We start from the raw sequence: 26,495 nt of genomic DNA, 5'->3' as shown, positions 1-26,495 counted from the left end.
AAGTGTTATACTTGAAGAAATATGCGTTATCGTTTTTTGATTATTCCCGTGACGGTAACGACGGTTATTCTTAGCGCATGGAGTTTGCGGCCGGCAGAAGCAGCAAGCACGCTGGTGAAAGGAACGGGGTCTGCTGTGTACCTCATTGTGGGCCGTGCGCGATATGTGTTTCCGTCGGCAGGTGTCTACGCGTCGTGGTTTTCTGATTTTTCGGCGGTGAAGGGCGTAACGGAGGAGGTGTTGGCAAAATATCCCATCGGCGGGAGCGTTATCTATCGTCCGGGCGTGCGACTTCTTAAGTTGGTAAGCGATCCGAAAGTGTATGTGATTGAACCCGGGGGCGTCCTGCGGTGGATTCCGAGCGAGGCAGTTGCCATAAGCCTATACGGGCCAGCGTGGATCGAACGTCTTGATGTGCTCGACGACGCATTTTTTGCCGCCTACCGTGTGGGAGAGCCGCTCTCGATGGGAGAGTTTCCCGACGGCTATGCGGCGCGTGATGCAACCACCGGCACGCCGTATCTTTTGTGGAGTGGCGAGAAACGCGCGTTGAAGAGCGATGTGCTAAGTGGTCTCCAACTTTCGCAAACAGATCTCCCTAGCGCGAATCTTTCACAGGTTCCTGAGGGCGCGACTATCGGACGTAGTTCCACGATTGTGTCGGTCATGAATGATCCCCTGCAACGCCGGTACGGCGGTGGACAGAAGACAGACGTGATGGGGGAGCCTCTCTCGGTCGAGACGATTCTTGATCGTGGGGAGCGCGGCGCGAACATTATGCGTTTTGCCTTGTGGGTACGCGAGACGACATCTATAAAAGAACTTGTCATGCAGGTGAAGGCATCGAAGGAAGGAGATGCGGATCGTGACGCCGATGGACTTGTCTATCACACCGACGCCGGTGCGCCACGGGGAAATTTGGAACATCTTCGCCTTGTGCGACGCGGGAATCCCGAACCGCTGTTCCCGCAGGTTGAGCTTGCCACAGATCCTTCAGGGGATGGTTCACAGGTTATCGTCTTTAAAGGTCAGGCTCTTCTGCGTCCCGGACGGCATGTGCTGGCGCTTGTGGCCGATGTGAACGGTGAGGTGGGGCTCAATCAAGGGTTCAGTGCCGCACTTGCGCTTGACCGTTCCACATTTGTTGTGGGGAACACAGAAACACAAAGAATGACGCCGCGCACGCTATCAGGCCCAACCGTCTACACGCGCACGGGCACGCTTGCGTTGTCGCTTGGCGCAGAGTCAAAAGGTGTACGGGTGATTGGCGGCGGTTTGGAGGAAGTCGAACCGACGGTCTTTCGCATAAAAAATCCGCGCAGCGAGCCGGTGACGTTGGCCCAGATCAAAGTGTTCGGTTATGTGGACGAAGGGGAAGGGAATCCGGATTTTCATCGCGGCTCTGATGAGGATGACGGCTCTTCGACAAGCGTGTCGGACATTATTGCGGAAGTCTGGCTGGTGCCTCTTGCGGCACCGGAGAAGGCCCGATCTCTTACCCCGCAGGGTAATGGAGAAGTGTTTTTTGTCGATCTCAACTGGGTCATCCCGCCGAAGGCAACGTACGACATGGCTCTGCGTGTACTTCCGCGCCGTGGGATTCCCAAAGAAACAGGGTCGGATCGCGTTGCCTTCGATATTGAGGATGCTGCGCGCGATATTTTGGCGTACGATGCGGGCCGAAGCCAGGTGGAAGTGATTGGGCGCGCGCCAAACGGCGGGACGAGTCCCAAGTCCGGCGTGCGGTTTGTGGCAGGGGGGACGCTTAAGGTGGCAAGCAAAAGCCCCGCGGCGGGCACGGTATTTTCTGGTGCCCGAGATGTAGGGATCTACACGCTGGAATTTACCGGCTCAAGCGAGGAAGACATCGTAATAGACGAGTTGGCATTTGATTTGGGGGATGCTGCTGCCGCGAGGAGTGTAGATCAAGTCTTTCTTAACTATTCGACGGAGAGCGGGTGGGAGCGCGTGGAAATATTGGAAAACAGATCGGGGTACGTGTTTGAGAAGCTGGGGTTGCTCGTGCCGCGTGCGGCGAAGTCTGAGGCGACGGTGCTTGTGCGTATCAAAGATATAGACGACGGATCGGTGGCCGGGGACAAGATCGGCTTTACGTTTATCCCCACCTCGCTTAAAGGAAAGGGGAAGGCGTCTCTGCGGGTGTTTGATCGCGCAACGCTTGGGAATGCGTGGACTTCAACGGCGACAGCGGGCGGAATGCTCACGCTTGCCGAGAGTGCGCTTCGCGTGAGCGCTTCTGCCGCAACTCCCTTGCGCCAACAAACGGCGAACACGCAAAGCCCCGTGCTGCGTGTGAGAATGCAGGTATCGGGGAATGAAGAACCGGTGGTGGAACGCTTGTGGGTGCGTGTACAGGCGACCGATACGGGCGAAGACGGGGCCGATTTATTAGAGGCGCTTGTCGAGAATCCCGATATGCTAAAGATGCTTCGCACGGACAACAACCATGTGGTGGCTCGCGCGGCGGAAGTCGTGGTATACGACGCGTCGGCGCGCGCCGCTGTGTCCGATGTTTCGGCGTACGAAAGCGGACCCGGAGACTACGTTAAAATATCTTTTGAGCCCGACCAACTCCGGCTTAACGATGCCGTCCAAGAATTTCTTTTCGTGCTGGACGCTACCGCGTTGGCGGAATCACCGGCGGATGTTCAGGCGATCCTTCTCGGCGGTGAAGATTTCACTTGGCGCACCTCGTCTGCTTCGTCTGAAACCCAGACCGGCGCCGACGTTTCCCGTCTCCCCATCCCTGGCCCTACGATCCGTTTCATCCAATAATGCGAAACCGAGTTTTGTAGGTAAAGAACCAAAGCGGCCATATTTCCGCGTTACAACTCTACAAGGGATTGACTTTTTTCAAAAAAACGGGTATGTTCGGCTGTTCTGAACGTGGGTATAATGACTCACGGGATGACAAACCGGACATACGGAGGAAACCCATGTCCAGCTCCTTCCGCAAGTTCCTCAACACGATCGTCTCTCTCGCCGCCATCCTGATGATGGGGAGCGCTCCCACCAAGACCGACGGGGAGAACATCACCCTCACCAACGAGGAGAAGGTGACGGTCGAGATCCAGGTCGAGGTCGCCTACCGCTGCGTCCTCTTCGATGCCATGAAGACCTTGACGTTTCGCGCGCAGGAGTGGGATGCGATGAGCAATGCCGCACGCCTGCTCGCCAACGCTGACGTCGGGACGCGGAAGGCCAACTTCGAGGGGTTCAAGGCCGAGCTCCTGGCGTCGGTGCAGACTGCACCGGCGGAGCTCCGCCTCGGAATCATCCCCGACGAGCTGAACCACGATTTCGAGACGTTTTCGTTCGACGGGGTCTACGAGGCGATCGACAGAGCGTCCAAGCAGATCTACTACCTCGCTCTTGGCGCCTACGGCGACTTCCAGAACAACGAGGACCGTCTCGTGGCGGCGCAGTCGCCTGCCCGGAGCGCGAAGCTCCCCGACGACTGCCCGTCCCGCCAGCGCTGACGGCGCGCGTCCACGTCCATTCTTCTTCAAAGAGCCCCACGGGCTCTTTTCCCTTTTATAAGGAACGCTGCACTTCAAGGGAGTTCCAGTAGAATAGGACAGCTCCGCCGCCGATGAGAGCGATGAGCCCCAGTATGAGATGTGCTTGAGCAAGCGTAAGAAAACTTCCGAGCCATCCGAGCGAAAGGACGCAGAGAGTTTTGAAAACGTGTTCTTCGAGGTTTCGCAACGACAGGGTTGTGGCGCGCGAACCGCTTGGGATGCGTTTGTTTACGGCATCAGAGACCACAATATCGGAAATGACATAGACGGATGTTGCAAGCAAGACGACGAACAGAATCAAGATACGATGTGTCACAAAAGCAACACCAAAAAAGTACGCGACGGTGAGAACGTAATTACTCAACAAAACTGAACGAAGGGAAAGCTGTGGGCCGATCTTCGCCAAGATGGGGGCGAGGATAAAGGACAGCAAGCGCTTGATAGCTGCATAGATGCCGATGATGCCCACAGTAATTCCTAGACGGGTGAACACCACGGGCTGGAATTCTCCAGACCCGTACTCCATACCAACAAACAAGGCATCAATGCTCAAAAGCCAGAACAGCGTCGGCTCGCGACGAATGGTTTTCCACGCGCTCTGAAAATGGTGCATCAAGGCGGCGAACCCCTCCTCCTTTGCGACCGAGACATGCACGTGGTTTGGGTCGAAGCGCGCGATGGCGATGGTACCTATGAAGAACAGGACGGCTCCAGCAGAAAAGGTGAGGACAGGGGAATACTCGTAGACGAAACCAGCGATGCCTACTCCAAAAAGGCTGAGCCCGCTTGCCCACATGCGTGCAGTGCTCATAACGCGCTGGTATTCGTGGTCGCGTCCGCGGGCAAGGAGGTATTCGTGAATGATGGCTTGCTTGGTGCCAGAAATGAGCGTGCCAGAACCCCAATAAAGAAGGGCGCCAGCCAAGATCCACCAGAATGTGCCGCCCAAGAAGACAAACATGGCAATTCCCTCGCCCAGCATTCCAAGCGCAAGGGCGCGGCGGTGGCCCATGTGGTCGGCCACGGCGCCGCTCGGCACTTCAAGGATAAACGTGATGACCGTACAGGCTGCGGCGACCATGCCGATCTGATTAAGCGACAACCCGCGGTCGATCATAAACACGACCCAGACGGGTAGAACGAAACGCCGGTCGAGTGCGCGGAAAATGTAGTAGGGCAGGAGGCCCCGGTCGATAGACATGCTCGAGTATTGTAGCTTGAAAATCGAAATCCCGCCGTGGGCGGGAGAGGATGGAGAGAATCGCTTGCGCCGACGAGGTCGCTAGGCAGCGACGGGCTTCGAGTGCCCGCACCTGCTGCAGTACCAACTGCCCACAGAGTTCAGTGCACCGCAGGACACAATGCGGAGCAGGCGTGAGTTCCACCGCTGTTCCTCACAGATCCACTCGCGCGGGTGTGGGGGAGGGAGAGGTGTCTCTATGCGGACGGGGTGGAAGCTGTCCTCGCGGCGCTTGGCCGCCTTCACGCGGCGGACGTGCCTGCGGTACCCCTTCGAATGTGCGTGGGCCATGACGGGTCTCCTTTGCCCTGGTGGCCGGAGTATTGAATCAGATAATAGGGACAAAAGCAAAAGCCACCTGGTGTTTCATAACCAACTCGGACTATGATAAAGTGCCCGCATTATGGAGTCACAACCTGTTGTGAAAGTCGGCGTGGGGGCGGTCATCATCAAGGATGGCAAAACCCTGTTAGCTAAACGTAAAGGGTCGCATGCGTCCGGGTGCTACGGATCTTTGGGGGGTCACTTGGAGTTTGGGGAGAGTCCCGTTGAGGCCGTGAAGCGGGAAGCGCGCGAGGAGCTTGGGATAGAGGTGGGGAACGTCCGTTTTGTTGTGTGTACGAACATGATGAAGTACGGCAAGCATTATGTGGACGTGTCGTTTGTTGCCGACCACATTTCGGGTGAGCCGCGCATTATGGAGGAGGATCGCATTGAGCACGTGGGTTGGTATCCGCTTGATAACCTTCCGGAACCTTTGTTTGAGCCCGTGCGTGCTGTTCTTGAAGCCATAAAATCTGGCACCTCCTATCGAGAAGTAAATGAATAGTGGTCGGACCCCGCTTTCCTTGCCGGTCGAAAAGACCCATGCTATTATGCCGGCGCTTTCTACCGTGGGTCGGTAGTGTAGCTGGTTAACACGTCGCCCTGTCACGGCGAAGATCGCGGGTTCGAGTCCCGTCCGACCCGCCAGAAAACCACTTCTCTTTCGAGAGAGGTGTTTTTCTTTTTACCTAAGCTATATTTTCGAGTTCCAACCGAAATAAATGCTGGTTGTCGCTCTACGAGGAAGTCGAACGGCTTTTTATACTCCCAGCGCAGTTTTCCATCGGAGAGTTCAAGGTTCCAACCGATGTCCTGTAAGATTTGCTTCTTGCGTACCAAGGTCGTCTTTGGACTCTTGAATGTTTCGTACGCGGCATGAGCCAACCCAAAGAAGTCTTCTGTTTGCTGGAGCCAATTATTTGTTGATTGTCCGCTATCATTCAGCTTTTCCGCCAAGGCCGATTTTTCGGACAATAGTTCATTTTTCTTTTTCACGTAGTCGTCCTTTTCGAGATGCCCCGAGATATACAATTCCAGCAAGGCATTAATCCGCCTATCTACGTCGTTAAAGTCTCTTTGCCACTTCTCTCGAAGATTGACTTGATTATCTACCTGCTCCGCATAGTGGAGGCGCAGAAGCTTCTTGCAGAGCTCCCTATCGTTGGAATGATGGATGGGTCAGGAGAACAGCGCGAAGTGGCACAGGTAAAAGTCCCTTACGAGGTCGTCTGGGATAATTCGGAAAACGGTTACATTTGGAAATCTATCGTCGTGGAGGAACAGTACCTAAATGATGAGTTCATGGCGACCCTAGGAAAACAGTTACACGCAGAGTTTGGAAAGAGCACATTTGCCAAAGTTGCCGTGTTCAAAACAGAACAGTCAGCAGCGCTCTTTGCCGAGGCGCAGAAAGACCCGTACTCAAAAAAGCTGAATGACGCTTATGATGCGGATTGTGTAGCCCTATATAGCTTGAATTCGAACACGGACTACGAGGAGTTCGTCTATCACCTGCAAGGTTTGGACGGAAAGCAAGTGGAGCTATCTTTCTAATTAACCGCGGTCAAGGAGACAAAGACAGTAAAACGAGATAATCTACATCTGCAATAAAAGCATGAAATGACCCGGAGAAATACCACGAGTTCAATTAGAAGTGGGTTCGATTACCAGGATCTTTGGGGGTTGAAGCTATGCGGTGACTGGCTAGTCGACCCTGATTCTTTCAGATCAATCCAATTTGAAACTGCGCCCGAAGAATCCGGCACGGGAGGTTTTTATTTGGACGACATAATATTGCGTGACAAGGGTGACCTTTATCACTTTTACCAGGTCAAACACCGACAGGATCCGCAAAATCTATGGTCTTGGGATGATCTGCTCGTGGGGAAAGAAGGAAAACCATCCCTACTGAAGAAATGGGCTGATTCTATCGAGCGGGAGGAGCTCAAGGAAAAAGTAAAGTATGCGGGCTTGGTCACGGACAGCGGAGCTGAGGCCAATATCGTCAGCTTTTTGGGCGATAACAAAAAGATCGACATTGATGCAATAAAAGCATCGGATAGCGATCTGTTCGCGAAGATTATTGCAGCTATCGGTGAGGAGGATGTTGCCGCCAGTTTTTTTAAATTGTTTAGTTTTAACTTTGCACAGAAAGTTCCGGACGAATTCGAGAAGGAGAATTTTGAGCGTTTTTATAAGGATCTAAACGCAACAGAGAACGGCGTCGTCAATCTACTTCATCAAATAGGGAAAGAATGCAGAAAAAGTCCAACGCAACCAATTAGTCTTGGTCAGTTGCGTGATTGGTGTGAGTTTGATGCTCCCAGGGGTTTAGAAGAAGACTTTCTAATACCGGATGATTTTGAATTCTTTGATGAGACGGCGCACCAAGAGATTCTTCAGGATCTAAAGAAAGTTGAAGGAGGGGTTAAGGTATTTACCGGAAATCCAGGAACAGGCAAAAGCGTTTATCTTTCAAAGTTATGCGCAACTCTTGAGGAAAAGGAAGTCATGTCTGTAAGGCATCACTACCACCTCTCTCCAGAGGAAACGAACTCTCAAGAGAGACTAAATGCCGAGAGGGTCATTGAAGCTATTAAGGCGCAGTTCAAGGAGTACCCGGAAGCCTTAGGGGGTCTTGCAAATAAAAACTCACAATCCATTCCTCCGCGAGAATTTATTAATGCTGCGGCTTCTTTTGTTGCGCAACAAAATAAAACCTTTGTTTTAATTATCGATGGCCTTGATCATGTGGTCAGGCACGCGGACATAGACGAGCTGAAAAAATTCTTGCAAAGCGTTTGCTTCCCACAAAGGGGCTTATGGATTGTTTTGGGTACACAACAGCAAGTTTCTGAGCATCTACCACTAATAATTTTGCAGAAGTGTCCGGTTACGGAATGGATTAAACTTCCTGGTTTGAGCACAGATGCTGTAGATAGGATTATCAGAAAGAATTTAGCGAGAATCAATATACCGTCGGAAGAAGATGCGTTAACAGCGGTGGTCGCAAAAATTTTTAACCTCACCCAAGGTAATCCGCTTCATCTTCGCTACGTTCTCAATGAAATCAAGTCACGATACGGCAATACATTGATAACCGAATATGTTATCAAGGATCTTTTGCCGTACGGTGGCGAGATTACGAGCTATTATCAAGCCCTGTGGTCGCATCTTTCTGATGAGGCGAAGACGATCCTCTTTACTTTGGCGAGTGTAAATTTCACATTCAAAAAAGTGCAATTGATTGATTGTATTTCCAAGACAAATCCTTCGGAAATAGCTGCGGCTTTTAGGGATATACAGCATCTCACTAAGCCTGATACGCAAGGTCGAATCTCGATTTATCATAACAGCTTTGAAGTATTTCTCCTTCAACAGCCTGACTTCGATGAGCGCAAGGTTGTTCTGAAAAAAGAGATTAAGGAATGGCTTGTCTCGTGCCCATATGACTCTTTACGTTGGGCTGAACTAGCTAAGATAGAATTCGAAACCGGCAACTCTGAGCCTATCTTAAAGTTAGACAAACGGTGGCTCGTTGAAGCCATTGCATTTCCTCGAAATAGCTATCAGATTACAGAACTACTACGACTTGGAACAGAAGCCGCTTTTAAAAAGAAAGATTTCGCCAAAGCTCTTCAGCTTTCTCATCTCCGCCAATACTATTCAAACTCAGAAGATTCTTCTGAAGAGGGTGCCGAAAATATCTTTGCTGAGGCGATCAGGCTTAACCCAGAAATGCTGGGCGAACTTAAAATAAAAGACCTTGGCGCAACTCCGCTGACCGTTGTGGCGGAAGTGGCTGATCAGTCCGGGAGTGCAGATATTCCAGAAGAAATCATAACAATCCTGCAAGATCGACATGGCCGTCAGGAATATCGAAACAAAGAAAACGGCCAGATGCCAAAAATCACCGAGGCACTAGTGACGGTTGTTCCGTACGACCGTACACACAAGGTAGAAAGAGTGGTCAAGTATATAGCTCAATTTTCTGACTTAGGCTGGTCTCAAGATCTACTGTCTATCTACGCATCCCAACTTTTAAAGCTGGATCAAGTTGAGAAGGTTAAACTCCTGCTTCAACAAGAGATCACGCCTGAAGTTGTGGAGGATATTTTGGATAAATGCGCTAAATACGACATTGTTCACGCGACGGAGAAATTTAAAGAAAATCTTGCTAAGCACACTGTTCCGTTTCATGACGTTTATAGAGCGGTAAATGGAGTTTTCTCCGATAAACTTCCCGTACTTCCTGCGTACGAAGATCTCCCCACAAAGGTGCCGGAGTATCAAAATTTGGATAAAGAAAAGTGGACTAAGTTTTTCCACGATCTATTTCTGATAGGTCTTGTTTACGGGCTCAAGGGTGAAGAGGAAAAAATCAAGGAATGGATAAATGCGGCTCCAGAAATATGGGCGTCTGAAGCAGCCGGAGCTCTTTTGACTGCCTGCCTCGCAATTGCACAAAAAATAAAAAGTGAGTCAAAAGTTGACTACCGTATCTTTTTTACACCTTTGCAATCGCTCAGGAAGCTGACCTGGGAAGCGGATCGTGACTTACTTGGTTTGCAAGTGGCGTTCACCGCATCGCTTTCCTTGAGTCTTTCAGATTTAGTGATGTTAAAAATCGCCGTCGAATCATTACATCAATTCACACCGGAGGATGTCATATCGATTTTAAGTACTCCGTTTTTTAATGCGGCTAATCTATTAGAATTTTCTATCAAGCAGTGTAAGCCGGTTTTTTCGAGTGCGGCACATGCTCATTTTAATGAGACTCAAGTTACAAATCTCAAGGAATCAGTGGGATACTTTTCAGAAAGAACTGCTTCTTTCGCTGATCTCGCTACACTTTGCAGGATTCAGGGAGACACTGAACGTGCAAAAGAGTTACTTTTAGATTCTGCAAAAAATCTTCTCGGATACGGCTATCACAAGGACATGTACCTAGATGGAGTGCTAGATGCCATTTTGGCTTGTGGAACAGCAGGTGTTGAAGCAGTAAAAATGCGTCATTGGCTGGCATCGATCGCACCAATTGTAGAAAACGTAACTGAATATACCGATGGAGATGGAACCAATCATCTTTCACTGAATCTTGCTCAAGTCTTTGATAAATTTGATCGACCGACTCTATATAAGGACTACTATGTAAATGCAGACTCAGAGTACTTATTCCACGCGGAAGATCTCTTCGAAGTCATTGTTCAATCATCGCCGTATGATTCCGATGTATCTACCGCGCTAGCAACAACAGCTCTTGATGAGGATTCATACAAGTCGCTCGGTATCGTTGCACAGAAACAAGAAGGTGCCGCTAAGGCCTTGAGTACGATTACGGATTACTTTGGGGAAATAACTTACCCAGAAAAAGATGCTCCGACTCCCTATACTCGTCCGGCCTCTGCTGAAGATTTCAGCAGTGTTCCTCCGGATGTTTTGGTACAAAGTGTAAATGAAAGGAGGTTTGATAGCCCGTGGGAACGAGAAGTATATTTGCATGGATGGCTTATATATTGGCTCGGCAATGGAAATAAAGAGCAGGTCTACAGGAGCTTTGTTGCTGTAGTACCCGAAGCTGAGTTAAATCATCTTGGTGGAGAGCTACTCGACGTACTCTATCCTCTGGCCTACGAATTCAATAATGGACGAGCATTTGATTTGCTTTGTCGTGCACAGGCAAACGATAACGGCTGGCAATCCTATTGGACTGACAAAAAGAAGGCAGAAGCACGCTGGGCGTTTCTACGAGATAAATACCCGACACGTCATTTAGAGTTTTTCGAAAATAGCATCGCTGTTGGGAGCAAATGGAGGGACGGTTTGGAATACTTTGTGCCCATCGCACGTGCTGTCGACTTCTTTGTGTTATTCGGTGACCTTGTGAACGCAGAAATCATCACCGAGGCAAGTATCATCTTTGCCGACTCCCTAATGGCGGAAACTAAATTACCCCCGCCTATCTGGGAAGAGGTCAGGTACGCTGCTGATGAAGTGGACGAGTTCGACCTGGTAGTTCAACGATTAACATGGCCAAGTCCACTGGTTCGAGAACGAGCCGCGACAGCAATTGCTCAGCTGCTTATTTCTTCTTCGGAACGAGAAGGATTATACAAAAAGTTCCTTGATAAACTTCAACGAGCACCTCTTGAGAGTGTTGTGGCTATCTATCTCCTGTGTTTAATCCGAGCATCTTCATTGACCGCAAAAGAAAACATCTCTTACATAAAACTCGCGGATATTGTTTCGAATTTGAAGGTAAACTCAGCTGTAATTCAAGAATTACTTCAGGAGTTAGCCGCTCTTTTAGATGAAGATATTGAGGCTATTGTCCTGCCGCCTTTTGGGATGGTCTCTACGGCACCTACCGCTTTTGTCATAGATGATTTTTTCCAGAAATATATTAAATCATTTTTAGCTCCAATCTATTACGAACGAGCTAAAGATATTGAAGGGAAGATTGGTGTCGGTTTTATTAAGCAATGGGCACATACCTCTTCAGTGCTCATCCATGAAAATGGAATTTCTTTAAATGCAGGGGCAGGACATTTCCAAGGAAGAGAGCGAGGCGCATCGCTGGTTGGGATGTCTACACGCGTCAGTGAAGCTTACAGGTCAGCTTTCCTGAGAGTGCTTCACAGCTTCTACGTAGACGGAAAGATTCCAGAAGATTTCTACCTTGAATATGCCTATGCAACTTTGCCAGTAGATTTAGGTATTTGGCAAAAAATCATGGGAAGGCTTCCGGCCTGGTGGCCAAGATTAGCTGAAGGGCGCTTGACAGAAGTGGGACTGGTGGAGGCTGATCTACAGACCCCAGTTGAATCAATTCTGGCAATCAACCAAGACAAACCCTTCTTAGCTTTTGAGGGCGCCATCATGCCACCACCTACAGCTAAGACCGATCCCCATCATTCAATTTCCGTGATAGGCTTTGCGTATGAGGTGGTTGGTTCTGAGCTTCCAACCGCTGAAGAAGTGGCGAAATTAATTGTAAACAACCCCGCTCTCACCCTAATACCAACGCACACTCCGTCTCCTTTTAGTTTTTTGGATAATCCAGCGGCATGCCTGTATCCACTCCATTTAAATCCAACAAAAATAAAAGATTTGATCGTTTACCCTCTAGTTGCTCGCACCCGTGATTTGACCATAAACCTTTGGCAATATTTTAGAGATTATCAACTACAATTCCTTCCCGTACCGGAAATTAGGCAGGATTCTACAGGAGAAATACGGGGGCTAATCTACGAGTACAGGAACGGAGAAGAGACAATAATTACCCACAGCGATTGGATAGAGGGCTTGAAGGAGAGAAATAATATGGACATGCCATTACCCTACGGCCAATGGCTGCAAATTGATCGGACGTTCCTGGAAGGCTTCTTGAGCCAGAACGGGCTGAGGATGGGCTACCTGGTTCAATCCACCTATCGTCATCAAGAACACGGCTACGGAGACGTACAGAAGGTTGAACAGTATCGTTTGCTAAACGTAAGTCCCATTATTCTTCCGCCAAGCATGCCTTAGGCGTGTTTGGGAGCCGTTTATACCGTTACGGCCATAAAATGCATTCCCACCCGTTCCATCACGTCCCGCCATGAAAAACACTCACTTTGCGTGAGTGTTTTTCATACGTCTAAATCTTACCCCCACTCTATCCTTGAATTTGACGACATGTCCCCGTTACAATACCCCCATCTTTTTATTCTTTATCATTTTCTATGAAGCAGTATTGCTACAGCGCACAGGGAAGGGACCTTGCCCTTTTCCTCTTGCGCCTTGCGGCTGGTGCAGTTTTTATTTATCACGGCTGGCTCAAGCTCGACGACATGCAGGCCACGCAAGCCTTTTTTGAGAGCCTCAATATTCCCGTAGTCGCCGTTGCCGCGTGGGTCGTGGCACTTGTGGAGTTTGTCGGCGGCATTGCGCTCGTGCTTGGCGTCCATGCCCGCTCGGGTGCGTTCTTGCTTGGTATAAACATGATCGTGGCGCTTCTTGTGGCTCACCTCGGTAAGCCCTTTCTGGCGGCGGAACTCCCCCTTGTTCTTCTCGGCGCCATGTTTGTCGTTTGGACGCATGGGGCTGGGGCGTGGCGGCTTATGAAGCAAGAATGGTTCTTTCGTCAATAATTAGCGAAGGAAGGAGGAACGTGCACGCAAAATTTCTTCCTCGGTTACCCACCGCTCGCGTAGATCAGAAACCAAAAAGAACGATCCGGTCACAAGCACCGGGTCGTTTATTTTTCTGGCGGCGTCAAATGCCTCTTTGGAGTCTAAAAATATTCTCGATGGAATTTTTGGAGAAATCTTTTTTGCCATCTGCGCCAAGTGCTTGGGATTAGCGCAATGCCGCGAGGTGGTGGCGAACGGCGTAAAGTAAAATCGCCGAGTGATGGGGGAAAGCGCCCGCAGAATTTCTTGTGCGTCTTTGTCAGCCGCTATCCCAAACACAACTGTCGCTTTTCCGTGTCCTGCCTTTTGCCATTCGGTTACGCTATAGCGCATCTTGTCGGGATTGTGTGCTCCGTCCAACATCACAAACGGTTTCGTCGTCACCACCTCGCGGCGTCCAGGGAGTCGTGTTTCTCTGTGTGCACGGCGAATTGCACTTGTAGAAACACCAAGATAGCGCAGCACCTCTTCTGCCACCTCGCCATTAGATCCTGTCACGCGCGTAAACGATGCCACACCCAGCCGTGTTGCCTCACGCATCAAAAGAGCACCTATCTTTTTATCATGCTCGCTCGTGAAGACCGCCGACCCCCGTTTGAAAATTCCCGCCTTCGTTTTAGCAATCGCTGTCGTGGTCTTCCCTAAAATCTCCGTGTGGTCGAGCCCCACATTTGTGAGAACAGCCACGCGCGGCGGTGGAATCACGTTTGTCGCATCGAACTCGCCTCCACAGCCAACCTCCACGACGGCCCATGTGCATTTTTGCCGTCGGAAATATTCAAGCGCAATGGCGAATTCCGTCTCCAAAAGGGAAGGGATGCCGAAGCGGGACTTTTCAAGGCACGCGAGAAGCGCAGGCTTTATCCAATGGACAAGCTCGGTAAACTCTTCTGCCTTCATGAGCTTCCCGCTCACCCACAGGCGCTCGATTACGGTGGTCACGTGCGGGGACGTATAGGCACCGACTTTGTATCCGTCTGCAGACAGGCCGTTGGCGATCATCATGGTCGTTGTGCCTTTGCCCGACGTGCCGCCCACGTGGACGAAATGCGGGATTGTTTGTTCAGGATTGCCGATCTCACGCAGCAAAAAACGCAACCGCGCAATACACTTCGCGCGGTTAGCGATGGGGGACATGTAATCCTCCTTTTGAATTTTGGAAAGCGACTCAAGAAACGCGACAGCCTCGTGATAACGCTCAATCCCACGCATCATATTACTTGCTCATTTCTGCACGAAGATCTATCACGGCTTTCTCCATGAGTTCCGCGGCGGCTACAGGATTGGAGAGAGATTTATAGGTCGCTTCGCCCTGCACTTTGCGGTACGCGCTTACATCTACGCCTTGTTGGCTGGCCTCAATCATCAGGTCGGTAAGCTCCTTGTTGGCCACCTGCAAACGCGCGTATGCCGCGTCGTTTTGAGATTTCGATGGTTGTTCCTCGGCAGTCGTATCTTGGCGTTCGGGTGCCTTCGCGCATCCCGCCCCGACCAACACAAGAGCTGCGGCAAGAGAGAAAAGAAGTTGTTTTTTCATACCACTGTACTATAGCAAAACACCCGCCTTGCGGCGAGTGTTGGCATTACTTTTTTACGGCCGCCACAATTCCTTTGAACACCTCTGGATATTTCATGGCAATTTCGGCAAGCACTTTGCGGTCGAGAGCGACGCCTGCTTCTTTGAGTGCATGGATGAATCGGGAATACGAGAGGTCCAGGGCGCGCACCGCGGCGTTGATGCGGATCTGCTGGAGCTGGCGGTTGTCGCGTTTCTTCAGGCGGCGATCGCGATAAGCGTTCACGCCGGCCTTCAGCACGGCGACGCGTGCTAACCTCACTTTTGCTTTGCGCCCCCACTTGTAGCCCTTTGCGGCCTTTAAAAGGTTGCGGCGTTTCTTGGCATGAATCATGCCCCGTTTTACTCGTGGCATATTATTTTACGTGCGCGTAAGGAATAAGGACTTTCACGGTGGACTTGTACGCTGCCGGCACGGCCTTGTCGCTGCGCTTGTTGCGCGTCGTGTTGCCGCGCTCGCGGCTATTGAAATGGTCCTGGCCCGCTGTGCGCTTCAGGGCTTTCCCGCCCTTTGTCACGTGGACCCGTTTGGACGTTGCTTTGTGCGTTTTCTGTTTCATAAAATACGGGGGGATTCTAATGGAAGGGGGATTTTCTGTCAAAGGTTACTCGCGAGCCACAATGGCCGTTACCCGACCCCCCATCCGTTTCACCGTCTGCTCGATACGCAGGGGAAAGTACGCGCGTAGGGCCGTAATAAATCGTTCAATGATTTCGCTAGCCAAATCGCCGTGCCCTTTCTCGCGGCCGCGCAGAATCATTTCAATGCGAATCTTGTTACCTTCCTCCATGAACTTCTTGGCGCTGGCAAGCCGTACGTTGAAGTCGCCGTCAGCAATGCGCAGCGACAAACGGATGCCTTTCACCTCCACTTCTTTAGACTGCGCCTTCTGCTTCTTTGCCTCCTTCTCTTTTTGGTAGCGGAACTGTCCGTAGTTCAAAAGTTTTGCCACGGGCGGCACGGCTTTGGGGGACACCTCCACCAAATCTAGTTCGCGGCTTTGCGCAAGCTCAAGTGCCTTTGCTGTTGGTATGACGCCCAGCATTTCATCGTGCTCATCAATCACGCGAAGCGTCTCGCTATCAATGAATTCGTTCACCTTAAATTCGGGAACGTTGAGCTTGGGTTTTTGCTGGCGGTGGCGATGGATGCGCATTTCTTCAGAGGAGCCGTTTTGCAAAGCTCCGGAAATATAGAATAATGGCGATAGCTTACGACTGGAAGAGGAGCTTGTCAACCTATGACAGCAAAAAAACCAAAGAAAAAAGGCACGATTGCTGCCGCTCGGCGCGCGCGTTTTGACTATGAAATTTTAGAGACGCTTGAAGCGGGGATTGCGCTTACGGGTGCGGAGGTGAAAGCCGTGCGCGAGGGGGACGTCCAACTGCAGGGAAGTTATGTCACGGTGGACCCCACGCGGGCAACGCTTCGCGGAGCGCATATTGGGCGCTACAAACCGGCGGGAAATATCGCCTATGATTCCACGCGCGAGCGGCAGCTGCTTTTACATACGCGGGAATTGAAGCGATGGTTTGGAAAACGCCAAGAGGCGGGGTTGACGGTCGTCCCTTTGCGTGTTTATATGAAGGGCCGGTTGGTAAAGGTAGAGATTGCGCTGGCACGCGGCAAAAAGAATTATGAAAAGCGCGCCGCGATAAAAAAGAAAGAGCTCGATCGCGAGCTCCGCACGCGTATGTATACGCGAGATGAGTAGACATGGGGCTGATTTGGTTTCGACGGGAGCCATGCCCTTCACACGCAAGCCGAAGGGTGCCGACTTCGTTAACACCGGCACAAGAAGATTACTTGCCAATATCTTCAACCGAATCCGCGCGGCATTTTCTATGCCCGCATTCGTTCCAGCGCTCGCCTAAGCGCGAGCTCTGCATCCGCAGCTGTCTGTCCTCGGGCGGCCTCACGGGTGTTATATCTTGAGGACTTGAGGGCGGGGTGTTCACTCACGCATTCCGTTCTGACTGGCCGTGAGTCTGCAAGAGGGTTGGTGGTCTCGTGCTTGCCCGCCTGCAGTATATCCACGAGACTTCGCTTGAAAAACGTGTAAGGAAACAAGTTCTTCGGATGAGGGTTCAAATCCCTCCAGCTCCACCACCGAGCTGAGCTCGGTTGGTTCCGGTCAGAGCCAAGCTTAGCTTGGCTAAAAGACCAACAGGATGAATAGCTCAGCGAGGGCAGGCCAGCTTAGCTGGCCCATCGCTCTTAGAGATCAGCTCGGCAAAAAAGATCAGCCTTATGGCTGGTCTTTTGTTATACTTCCCCTGTATGTTTTTTGTTTACGTCCTCTTTAGTTTCAAAGACCACAGGTTGTATGTTGGTTATACGGAGGATCTCGAAGCGAGGATGAAAAAGCATTTGCAAGGTCTCGTTCCAGCTACCCAGCAACGACTTCCTCTTCAGCTTATCTATTATGAAGCTTATCCAACAATGTTTGAAGCGAAGAGACGAGAGAAGTATCTTAAAGGTGGAAACGGAAGAGCTCAACTAAAACGACAGCTTTCTGAAACACTGGTACGTATCGGGTATCGCCATATTTCAAATGACAGTTGACGGAGCATTTGCTACACTGTTTCTACTATGTCTCTCAAAAATGGAGGAGCTCATGTGGTTGGCGTGGGCACGTGGACGATCGTCAAAGTGATTCTGGTCCTGCTCGGTTTCGCGCTTGTGTGGTTTTTGCGCGACATCGTCGCTATGTTGTTTGTGGCGCTGTTGCTCGCTGCGCTTATTGATCCATTTGCCGATTGGCTTGCCGAGCACCACATTCCTCGCGGTCTTTCTGTCATCGTTATTTATCTGTGTTTAGTCGTGGTGATAGGACTCGCATTTCTTCTGTTCATTCCGCCGCTTATCGAACAAGCCACGCAACTCGTCCAATCGTTTGGGTACACACAGGAGCTCTCCAAAGTCCTCGATGAATTCCGCCGCTTCACGATTGGAACAGGGAATACGCCAAGCCAGATTTTCGCTACGCTGCAAAGCTTTTCTCAAACGGTAAGTGGGTTTGTGGGGGGGGTGGCCGCGGCGATCATCGTTCTGGTACTTACGTTTTATATGGTGGTGGAAGAACAAGCGCTCGCGCGCGTGTTCCGCACGGTGGCCCCGCACGAGTATCAGCCTTATCTTACGCAGTTGATTGAGCGCATGCGTGAAAAAATCGGGCAGTGGCTGCGCGGACAAATCATTTTGGGCCTTATCATCGGCGTGCTTACCTATATCGGCCTCTCTATTATTGATGTCCGCTACGCTCTCGTGCTCGCGCTGCTTGCCGGAGTTCTGGAGATCATTCCCTATCTCGGTCCCATCCTCTCTTCCATCCCCGCCATTGTGCTGGCGTTCACAGAATCTCCGACAAAGGGCGGGCTTGTTCTTTTGCTCTATGTTCTCATCCAGCAGGCGGAAAACAATATTCTTGTGCCGCGCGTTATGCAGAAAGTCACGGGCCTGAATCCCGTGGTGAGCATTGTTGCCCTCTTGATTGGATTGAAACTTGGCGGACTTGTGGGCGCTATCTTTGCGATTCCGGTGGCGACGATGGTATCCGTGGTGATGGAAGATCTCTTCTACGATGCTGAGACGGCGTAGTATGTTCCATGCGCATCACCACCGAAGCCTCTTTCCCCTTGCCGTCGTGGCAATCACTGTCGCGCTTGCCGCGGTCGTGTTGTGGCTCTATGTACCCACAGCGCGCGCGCCGTTCTTCGCAGAAGCGCCCCGTGATAGCGCCTCGCCGTCTTCTTACAAAGATTCTGCTCTGCGAGTTTTGTTCACGATGGACGAGCGCCTGGCTCTTGCCGCAACGCTCGGTGCGCGTGAAGATGTGGTTTCCGCTGCCGGTGCAGAGTTTCTGGCGTTGCGCGTACCTGTCGAATCCAAAGATGCGCATCTGCAAATGGTGATTGCGCTCGATAGCCTACGCCGCGCGTATGCCGGCGCCAATGATGCGCGTATCGAAGAAGCAATTCAACGTCTCGCTAATCTCCGCGCCTCCCTTTCTTTGTGATCGGGTCTCAAAGACACCCAACGCTTTCCCCGTCTCGTCCCCGACACGGTTTCGGGTGCGGCTCGTGCGTGCTTTGGTCCTTTTTGATTGTTGCGGCTATTGCCGGTTATATTGTGTATCTTGCTGCGGCAAGCGGCCTTGTGGAAGTGCCGACGGTTTCCCAATGGGCGTTTAAAACTCCCGTCCCCGATCATGCCGTGGAACCGTCCACTATCCCGTTTGACGCGTGGTTTTCTCGTGCCGTGTCAAACAGAGTTTCTTCCAATCTCACCGATCGTACGATCGAACTCACGCTTCCCGAGTCTGTCCTTACGCGCCTTATCCGGCAAGGGGATACGTCGTCTTCAAGGTTGGTCGATTTTTCCAAGAGCCAAGTTGCCGTGGCGGGGGAGAGCATAGAGATATTTCTCCCATTGAAAGATACCGCGCTTACGTGGCGAGTGCGCCCATCGGTAGAGGAGGGGTGGGTGAAGCTCTCCACGGAGTCTTTACGTGTTGGCGGGGCGCCCGTGCCGCGCGTGCTTGCGCGCTTGTTTCTCGACCGCGCCGTTAAGATGGCTCTCGCAAAAGTGAAAGGGGAAGTGCAGTCGTACGCCGATCTTACAGACGTACGTGTGACGCCCGAAGGTCTCCTGTTGAAGGGCGCGCTTATGCTTGATGTCCAAAAACTATGACGCGTTTGTGGATTGTCCTCTCTGCTGTCCTTTCTGCCGCGGGGCCATTGATGGCCACGTGGGATCCGGCGCGCGCGCTTGTGTATCTTGCGGCAAGCCTTGTGCTTGGGATTGGAACCTTTTGGTTTCTGCTGCGCCAGTCCCTCAATACCCCGCACGCTCCCCGATTTCTTCTTGCTCCCGCCGGTCTGGCGCTTGCAAGCGACGGGTTTTTCCTCTTTTTGGAGTATGACGCACACCGCTACGCCCTTGCCGCTTTGCTCGGAATTCTCTGGCTTGTGTATGCGGAACATGTGCGACTGTATGTGTTTGAGAGCCACCGGTATCGTGTCTACACGCTTGAGCGTCTCACGTTTGTCTTCTCTACATTGAGTGCGTTTCTCTCTGCGATGGTGAGTTTAGGTTTCCTTGTGCTGGCGCAATTTCCCCTGTGGATTTTGGTCCCACTCTTTTTTCTCGGCGAGACACTTTTCATTTTTGAGACGCTTTGGGCGAGCAAGATGGAAGAAGAGTCGGTGCGTCGTATCTCGATTTTTGGTTCCCTTCTGCTTACCGAGTTCTTTGTCGTTTTCTCTTTCTTCCCGTTAAGTCACTTGGTGAGTGCGGCGGCGCTGGCGCTTCTCCATTACGGGCTTTTGGGTCTTCTACGCGCAGAGCTGATTGATCGGCTGGAGCGGCGTGTGTTGGTACGCTATCTCGTCTTTGTGGGACTTCTCCTTCTCCTTATTCTTTCTACCGCGCGGTGGAGTTAATATGATACACTTCGTGGTGGTATGACGACCCCCCCCGCATCGGTATTTGTCCGTTTTGGTTGGCGCACCATTTTTTTGTCTGCCATTCTTGGGTTGATTCTAGCGAGCATTCTGTCCTTTTTTGAGCCGCTTAAATATCGTTCATCGGTGCGCGTACTCATTACGCAAAATGTTGGAGTTGTGGACGCCTACACGGCGAGTCGTTCAAGTGAACGCCTTGCCGACGACATGGCCACACTCATTCACACGTCGGCATTTTATGACGAGGTGATGAGTGCGGGGTTTGATATTCGTGCAAGCTATTTTCCAAAAGACGGATTGAAGCGGCGGAAGGTGTGGCGGAAGACGGTGCAGCCCACCGTGGTGCGTGGTACGGGACTTTTAGAAGTAGATGTGTATCACACGAGTGTAGGGGAGGCCGAGCGCATTGCGCGCGCGGTGGCGTTTGTGCTCACCACGCGGTCGCACCAATTTGTGAGCGCGAGCGGTCTGTCGGTGCGGTTGGTGGATGAGCCACTCAACTCGCGTTTTCCCGTGAAGCCAAATATTCCTGTGAACGCCTTTACTGGCTTTGTGCTCGGCGCCCTTACCGGCGTGGGGCTTGTGTACATGAACTCGGAACGTTTGAAGCGCCGGCACCAACTTATTCACGAGGAGTGGTAGGAAGGTTGCAGAGTTGTAAAGTGGCACAGTGGCAAAGTTTTGGTTTATGGAACCAGTAAGAACTTTCCGAGATCTTGTTGTGTGGCAGAAAGCCCATTGTTTTGTTTTGGATGTTTATAAAGTATCTCAATCCTTTCCTCCTGAAGAATGTTATGGAATTACTGGACAGCTAAGACGTGCCTGTGTCTCCGTCCCCACGAACATCGTGGAAGGACAGGCCAAAAATACGACGAAGGACTTTGTTCGGTATCTATACATAGCCAGGGGGTCCCTTAGTGAGTGTGAGTATCTTCTGCGTTTATCTTTAGATCTTGGATACCTTCCTCAAACTGTATACCAATCAGTAGAATCAAATCGCCAAGAGGTAGCTTTCCTTTTAAGTGGTCTTATCCGTTCCCTTAAGTGATTTCACTACCTTGCAACTTTGTCACTCTGTAACTTTGTCACTCTGCAACTTTGCAACCATTTGACATCTCCTCCTCTCGTAAGGTAACTTTTGCCTCTCAATACCCCTTTCAAGGGCCTGGTGCCGCGGTCGCAACGTCTCCTCCTCGTTGTGACAGGCGAGCATCATGCCCTTCAAGGGGGTTTTGTTTTTAGCTAATATTTTGGCCAATTTAAGGCCATCTCTTGACATATTCGTGGTTTTTTGCTAAATTTGCACGTTCATTTTCAATGGATTCGGCCGTCTAGTACTTAGACGATTTGGTGTGCTTCTGTTGGATTCTCCTCCACCGACAGATGTCGCCAAATCATCCAAGCACTAGACGGTTCAGAATTTTCGGAGGAACCAATTTCTTCGAGAATCCTGGACCGGATCGTGCTTCTCACGGTCCTTTCTCAATTTGTTTGAGACCAGGCCGCGCAAGCGGAGTTTTCGGACTCCGGCTTGCGAGGCCGGATGGTAAACCCGCCCCACCGGCTCGGCGCCGTGTTGGGCTTCAGGAGGACAGGTCCATGACCCGTCGGAACACCCAGTTCGTGACGGCGCTGAGCATGGTGCTCGGCGTCACCCTCACCTGCAACCAGGTCTGGGCGCAGCAGTCCCAGGCCGCCCCCGCCGCATCCGCGGCGGTTCTGGCCCCCACGATCGTCCCCGCTCCCAAGATCCCGGCCGCCGCCCCCGCGACGCCGGCTCCCGCCATCGGCGCCACGCCCGCCCCGCAGATCGTCCCGCCCCCCGCCTCCCCGGCGCCGGCCGGCACGAACGTGGCTCCCGTGGTGCCCGACCCCAACTGCGCGTGCAAGGGCAAGGACGCGGCGGCGAAGGCGAAGGTCGCCGAGGTGCTCCAGAAGATCGCCAACGAGAACGCGACGACGACCGAGTACGACGCGGCCAACTGCAAGCTCAAGTGCAAGGAGGGGTTCAAGCCCTCCCCGTTCAAGAGCTTCCACGGCGCCTGCGTCAGCCCCGAGCGCTACGAGAGCCAGATGAACAGCATCCGGCTGACGGCGAACCAGAAGGTCCTCGACGAGCTCAAGCTCAAGGTCGAGGGACTCCCGGCCGCCATCAAGACGGAGTTGGAGCCGCGGATCAAGGGGATCGAGAACGCGATGTCGGCGATCCAGACGGCGACGTCGGACAACACGGCCGCCATCGGCACGCTCACGGCCGATCTCGCCACCCTCGCAACGAACCTGGACGACATCCTGGAACGCCTCGAGAAGGGCGAGCACAAGGACGAGCAGCAGGACGTCCGGCTCGCCAACGGCGAGAAGCGTCTGACGGCGCTCGAGGAGAACGTCGGGCAGGACCCCGATCCGTACTTCGGGATCGAGGGCGGCTTCCTCGGCATGGTCGGCACCGACGCTTCGGCCGAGGTGAACGGCGAGGACGCCTACCTGCGATTCCCGTGGGCGGTCTACGCCAACGTCTCCGTCTCCGGTGGCCTCTGCGCTCCCCAGAAGGGACACTGCTTCGGCGGCGTCCTGGACGGTCTGACCGGCAACGACAACGGGTACGGGTGGGGCATCGGTGGGCGGTTCTTCGCCGAGTTCGCGGCCGGCACCGTCTTCTCCATCGGCGGGAGCGTCGGTGGCCAGTACACGTCGGGCGGCTGGGAAGAGGGACAGGGACTCCACGAGTCCCCCGACTTCATCCTCGCCGCACGGTTCCGGTTCCGCATCCCCGTCCTGCAGTCGGCACTCGTGCCGACCCTGGGATTCGAGATCGGCGCCGCGATCGGCAACGTCATGTACCTGGAGGACGAGTCGGACCCCTCGGGGCGGATCCTCGCACGACTGACCTTCGGGGCGACCCGTCGGCACAGCGTGTACAAGGCGCCCGCCCTCGATGTGGTCCCGGCCGACTGGACGCCGCCGGCCCCCGCCGCAGCGCCTGCCGCTCCGGCTGCCCCCGCGGCCAGCTAGGCCCACCCCGCGAATCGCGGGTCTCGAACAGACAGATGCCGCGCGGTACGGGTCCAACCCCCGTGCCGTGCGGCCCCCTTTCTTCTTCGGCGACTTCGGTCGCCATTCTCTCTGGGGGGACGAAGGACGCTTAAAATTTTTTCTTGCGTCATTCTTGTCCCTCGCCCCCCCAGTTACGGAATCCCCGCCCTTCATTGGGCATCCCCCGGGCCCCGCTCCTGCGCATGGAGACGGCCCCATCAAACCCGCGGAGGCTCTTCACAAGGCCTTTCCGCACCCTGGAGAACCCATGCGCACCACGCACTTCCACAACTGGCCCCTCTTCTGCAACCTCCTGCTCGCCTGCGTCCTCACCGGCTGCCCGGGTTGGGCCGACCTCAAGTCGGCCGACGACCTGGGTCTCAATGGCGACGACGACAGCGACACCGGCGACGACGACTCGGCCGCGGACGACGACGACGCGACCGAACCCCCGCTCCCCGACGACGACGACGTGACCGAGCCCCCCGCGGACGACGACGACAACGACGCCGCGGAGGGCGACCCGTGCGACGGCGTGGACCGGTCCGAGGACTGGGACTGCGATGGCCGCAACGAGATCGGCGACGTCTATCTGTCGGATCCCGATTCGAACGTGAGCTACTTCCACGCCGGTACGGTGGACTGGACCGACGACGCGGACGACATCTCGAGCGTCGGCTACGGCTGGGGCGGCAACGCCGACTGGCAGTTCCTCGGGATCAACCCCGAACTGTCGGACAACGAGTCCTGGTGGGAGGTCGAGCTCGACGCGGACGCCGATGGCGATGGCGACGGCTGCACGCTGTACCGCCACACGCTGCGTGGGGCGTTCGACTCCCAGTGGGCCGACCTGGCCTGCGAGGACGCCGACACGCGTGACGTCGCCTGCATGTTCGACGCCGGCTGCGCCATCCAGGGCATCCCGCCCGGCTACGCCATGGCCGTCCGGGTCTGCTGGGACAGCACCACGCCCGCCACGCAGTCGGAGCGGGACCTGATCCCGCTGGCCGAGGACGACTGCCCGACGGTCCAGTAGCGGGCAGGCGAAGGGAGGGGCGGGGGTCTTCGGACTCCTCGCCCCTCCCAGGCCGCAATTGTTCTTTCCTGTCCTTTCGTTCCTTCTTCTCTCTCCTCAAACCTCCCCCTCGGGAGGTTTCGTGCTTTTTAGTTCCTCGTTCTCTCTAAGTCATCACTTAGAGAGAAAATACTGTCTGGAAGACTTTTTGTACTTATTTTAGATCTTTAATCCTACCAACCCCACTTTTTCTCACTTAGTGACCTCTTAGAGAGAATTTAAAGAGGAGGTATCTAATTCCTTGACAAAATGGCCATTTTCTGGTAAATTTAGCCGTTCGTTCTTTGAAAAACCTCGTCATTCCAGACCTGTTTTTTGTGACAACACTCCGTGTTGTTAGCAGGTTTGGAGTGACGAGTGAGACAAACCCCCGGTCCCGACGCTTCATGCGTTCGCGACCTTTGCCTGGAGACCACGATGAACCTGCGATTGATCTTGGCCCTGCTGTGCACGGCCACCCTCTCCGCCTGCAACCTTCTCTCCTACAACGACCTGCCGGACGAACCGGCGGCCGAGGACGAGGACAATGCGGCAGACGACGACTCGAGTCCGGCCAGTGATGACGACGACAACGACAGCGTCCCGCTTCCCGATGACGACGACAACGATTCGACCGAGCCGTCCGACGACGACGCGACCGACGTGCCTCTGCCCGGCGACGATGACGACAACAGCTCGCCTCCGGCGGATGACGACGACTCGAGTCCGTCCAGCGATGACGACGACAACGACGCCACCGTGCCGCTCCCGGGCGACGACGATGACGATTCGAGTCCGTCCGATGACGACGACGCGACCGACGTGCCTCTGCCCGGCGACGATGACGACAACAGCTCGCCTCCGGCGGATGACGACGATTCCAGTCCTGCACTCGTGGACGTCGACAGCGACGGCTACGACAGCAACGAGGACTGCAACGACGCGGACGCGGACATCCACCCGAGCGCCACCGAGGACTGCGACGGCGTGGACAACGACTGCGACACGGTCGTGGACGAGGGCTGCGGCGACGATGACGACACCACGGAAGAACCCACCCCCGAGCCGCCGGTACCCGACGCGGACGGCGATGGCAGTCCCGATTCGGTGGACTGCGACGACGGCGACCCCGACAACTTCCCCGGCAACGCGGAGATCTGCGACGGGCAGGACAACAACTGCAACGGCGCGATGCTCTCGTCCGGTGAGGTGGATGCCGACAACGACGGGTACATGGGCTGCGAGGATGACTGTGACGACTCGGACAGCAGCCGGAACCCCGGCGAGTCCGAGGTCTGCAACGGTGTGGACGACAACTGCACCGGCATCATCCCCGGGATCGAGGACGACGACGATGGCGATGGCTACATGATCTGCGAGAACGACTGCGATGACAGCGACGACGACGTGTTCCCCGGTGCCGTCGAGACCTGCGACGACGTGGACAGCGACTGCGACGGCGACCTCACCGAGACCTGCCCCGCGCCGCCTCCGGCCTGGTGCCCTTCGGGGACCCAGGTGGAGATCACGACCAACGGCAGCTTCGAGTCTGCCGAGGTGTTCCAGTCGTTCCCAAGCGTCGGGGACGGCTGGGGCTACGAGCAGAATGTGCAGCCGGTCCGGCAGTCGAGCGTGGTCCATAACGGGTCCTTCGCCGTGCGCCTGGACGGCAACGGCACGGGCAACCCGGGATACACCGAACAGCTCCAGTTCCTCTTCAATCCGAGCGCCATTGGGCTCGCGGTCGGAGACGGGATCCACGTGGAGTTCGTCGCGCGCAGCACGACGTCCTTCACCGGCGGTGTGTTCCAGGTCATCGACCACTTCAACTGGGTCACGTCGGTGGTTGGCAACCCCGGGTCGGTGAGCTACAACGTGTCCACGACCGCGTGGACGCCGTTCACGCTCGACCGCACCGTGGCGAACGTGCCCGGCACCGCTCGCATCACGATGCACTTCGGCGGTCTGCCGCTGGGCGCATCTGTGTACGTGGACGACTTCCACGTCTACGGCTGCCTGTAGAGCCTCCCTCTGGTGCAACGCCAGAGCGCACATTCTTTTTCGTAGGGGCGGTCGGATCGAGCAA

23 protein-coding genes, 1 tRNA gene and 1 other RNA gene are annotated in these 26,495 nt (G+C 53.8%); 19 read left to right on the top strand and 6 right to left on the bottom strand.

What is annotated here, in order from left to right; genetic code table 11:
* The first annotated feature begins 21 nt into the window (after window positions 1–21).
* Window positions 22–2,796 carry a hypothetical protein gene (locus HYW18_01620; protein MBI2484829.1) on the top strand — a complete coding sequence of 925 codons (2,775 nt, stop codon included), beginning with the start codon at window positions 22–24 and terminating at the stop codon, window positions 2,794–2,796.
* A gap of 161 nt (window positions 2,797–2,957) precedes the next feature.
* Window positions 2,958–3,500, top strand: a complete 543-nt coding sequence (locus HYW18_01615; GenBank protein ID MBI2484828.1) for a hypothetical protein — start codon at window positions 2,958–2,960, stop codon at window positions 3,498–3,500.
* A gap of 55 nt (window positions 3,501–3,555) precedes the next feature.
* Here HYW18_01615 and HYW18_01610 read toward each other — a convergent pair whose 3' ends face one another.
* Window positions 3,556–4,743, bottom strand: a complete 1,188-nt coding sequence (locus HYW18_01610) for an MFS transporter (GenBank protein MBI2484827.1) — start codon at window positions 4,741–4,743, stop codon at window positions 3,556–3,558.
* A 442-nt stretch (window positions 4,744–5,185) separates the two neighbouring features.
* On the opposite strand from HYW18_01610, the gene HYW18_01605 reads away from it, so the two are divergent.
* From HYW18_01605 to HYW18_01585, 5 genes are all read left to right on the top strand, one after another.
* Window positions 5,186–5,611: an NUDIX domain-containing protein gene (locus HYW18_01605; GenBank protein ID MBI2484826.1), complete on the top strand. Its 426-nt coding sequence runs from the start codon at window positions 5,186–5,188 to the stop codon at window positions 5,609–5,611.
* 66 nt (window positions 5,612–5,677) lie between these two features.
* A tRNA-Asp gene (locus HYW18_01600) sits at window positions 5,678–5,754 on the top strand.
* Window positions 5,755–6,120: 366 nt separating this feature from the next.
* Window positions 6,121–6,660 (top strand): hypothetical protein, encoded by a 540-nt coding sequence (locus tag HYW18_01595; GenBank protein ID MBI2484825.1) that lies wholly within the window; start codon window positions 6,121–6,123, stop codon window positions 6,658–6,660.
* 66 nt (window positions 6,661–6,726) lie between these two features.
* A complete protein-coding gene (locus HYW18_01590) occupies window positions 6,727–12,636 on the top strand; it encodes an NACHT domain-containing protein (GenBank protein MBI2484824.1) in 5,910 nt (1,969 codons plus the stop codon).
* 194 nt (window positions 12,637–12,830) lie between these two features.
* Complete coding sequence (locus tag HYW18_01585) at window positions 12,831–13,238, top strand: DoxX family protein (protein ID MBI2484823.1); 408 nt, start codon at window positions 12,831–12,833, stop codon at window positions 13,236–13,238.
* Here the strand turns inward: HYW18_01585 and HYW18_01580 are convergent, their stop codons facing one another.
* Genes HYW18_01580 through infC form a run of 5 tightly spaced genes read right to left on the bottom strand, consistent with a single transcriptional unit; the run spans window position 13,239 to window position 16,037 of the window.
* On the bottom strand, window positions 13,239–14,495 hold the full coding sequence (locus tag HYW18_01580; GenBank protein ID MBI2484822.1) for a hypothetical protein: 1,257 nt from the start codon (window positions 14,493–14,495) through the stop codon (window positions 13,239–13,241).
* A 1-nt stretch (window position 14,496) separates the two neighbouring features.
* Window positions 14,497–14,817 (bottom strand): hypothetical protein, encoded by a 321-nt coding sequence (locus HYW18_01575; GenBank protein MBI2484821.1) that lies wholly within the window; start codon window positions 14,815–14,817, stop codon window positions 14,497–14,499.
* Window positions 14,818–14,863: 46 nt separating this feature from the next.
* Window positions 14,864–15,211, bottom strand: a complete 348-nt coding sequence (rplT, locus tag HYW18_01570) for a 50S ribosomal protein L20 (GenBank protein ID MBI2484820.1) — start codon at window positions 15,209–15,211, stop codon at window positions 14,864–14,866.
* Between the two features lies 1 nt (window position 15,212).
* On the bottom strand, window positions 15,213–15,416 hold the full coding sequence (locus HYW18_01565; GenBank protein ID MBI2484819.1) for a 50S ribosomal protein L35: 204 nt from the start codon (window positions 15,414–15,416) through the stop codon (window positions 15,213–15,215).
* A gap of 45 nt (window positions 15,417–15,461) precedes the next feature.
* A complete protein-coding gene (infC, locus tag HYW18_01560) occupies window positions 15,462–16,037 on the bottom strand; it encodes a translation initiation factor IF-3 (GenBank protein MBI2484818.1) in 576 nt (191 codons plus the stop codon).
* 60 nt (window positions 16,038–16,097) lie between these two features.
* Between infC and smpB the strand changes: the two genes are divergently transcribed.
* The 12 genes from smpB to HYW18_01500 all read left to right on the top strand — a co-directional run bounded on the left by smpB (window position 16,098) and on the right by HYW18_01500 (window position 26,431).
* The gene (gene smpB, locus HYW18_01555) at window positions 16,098–16,571 is read left to right on the top strand and encodes an SsrA-binding protein SmpB (protein MBI2484817.1); all 474 of its coding nucleotides are present in this window, start codon (window positions 16,098–16,100) and stop codon (window positions 16,569–16,571) included.
* 4 nt (window positions 16,572–16,575) lie between these two features.
* Window positions 16,576–16,966: a transfer-messenger RNA gene (gene ssrA / locus HYW18_01550) on the top strand.
* A 171-nt stretch (window positions 16,967–17,137) separates the two neighbouring features.
* Window positions 17,138–17,422 (top strand): GIY-YIG nuclease family protein, encoded by a 285-nt coding sequence (locus HYW18_01545; GenBank protein ID MBI2484816.1) that lies wholly within the window; start codon window positions 17,138–17,140, stop codon window positions 17,420–17,422.
* A gap of 27 nt (window positions 17,423–17,449) precedes the next feature.
* Window positions 17,450–18,457, top strand: coding sequence for an AI-2E family transporter (locus tag HYW18_01540; GenBank protein ID MBI2484815.1), 1,008 nt, complete (start codon window positions 17,450–17,452; stop codon window positions 18,455–18,457).
* A gap of 1 nt (window position 18,458) precedes the next feature.
* Window positions 18,459–18,875, top strand: coding sequence for a hypothetical protein (locus tag HYW18_01535; protein ID MBI2484814.1), 417 nt, complete (start codon window positions 18,459–18,461; stop codon window positions 18,873–18,875).
* Window positions 18,876–18,943: 68 nt separating this feature from the next.
* Window positions 18,944–19,549 (top strand): hypothetical protein, encoded by a 606-nt coding sequence (locus HYW18_01530; protein MBI2484813.1) that lies wholly within the window; start codon window positions 18,944–18,946, stop codon window positions 19,547–19,549.
* Entirely contained in the window at window positions 19,546–20,301 is a 756-nt protein-coding gene (locus HYW18_01525) for a hypothetical protein (protein MBI2484812.1), read from the top strand. The genes HYW18_01530 and HYW18_01525 overlap by 4 nt, the downstream gene beginning before the upstream one ends.
* 21 nt (window positions 20,302–20,322) lie before the next feature.
* Complete coding sequence (locus HYW18_01520) at window positions 20,323–20,964, top strand: hypothetical protein (protein MBI2484811.1); 642 nt, start codon at window positions 20,323–20,325, stop codon at window positions 20,962–20,964.
* Window positions 20,965–21,010: 46 nt separating this feature from the next.
* Window positions 21,011–21,370, top strand: a complete 360-nt coding sequence (locus HYW18_01515) for a four helix bundle protein (protein ID MBI2484810.1) — start codon at window positions 21,011–21,013, stop codon at window positions 21,368–21,370.
* Window positions 21,371–21,921: 551 nt separating this feature from the next.
* Complete coding sequence (locus tag HYW18_01510; protein MBI2484809.1) at window positions 21,922–23,334, top strand: hypothetical protein; 1,413 nt, start codon at window positions 21,922–21,924, stop codon at window positions 23,332–23,334.
* A 289-nt stretch (window positions 23,335–23,623) separates the two neighbouring features.
* Entirely contained in the window at window positions 23,624–24,391 is a 768-nt protein-coding gene (locus HYW18_01505) for a hypothetical protein (protein MBI2484808.1), read from the top strand.
* A gap of 456 nt (window positions 24,392–24,847) precedes the next feature.
* Window positions 24,848–26,431: a putative metal-binding motif-containing protein gene (locus tag HYW18_01500; GenBank protein ID MBI2484807.1), complete on the top strand. Its 1,584-nt coding sequence runs from the start codon at window positions 24,848–24,850 to the stop codon at window positions 26,429–26,431.
* The last annotated feature ends 64 nt before the right edge of the window (window positions 26,432–26,495 follow it).

The sequence above is a fragment of the Candidatus Uhrbacteria bacterium genome (genome assembly GCA_016187485.1).
In the GTDB taxonomy this organism is placed as follows: Bacteria; Patescibacteriota; Patescibacteriia; order UBA9934; family UBA10169; genus JACPJO01.
This window is presented reverse-complemented; position numbering and strand designations above follow the sequence as displayed.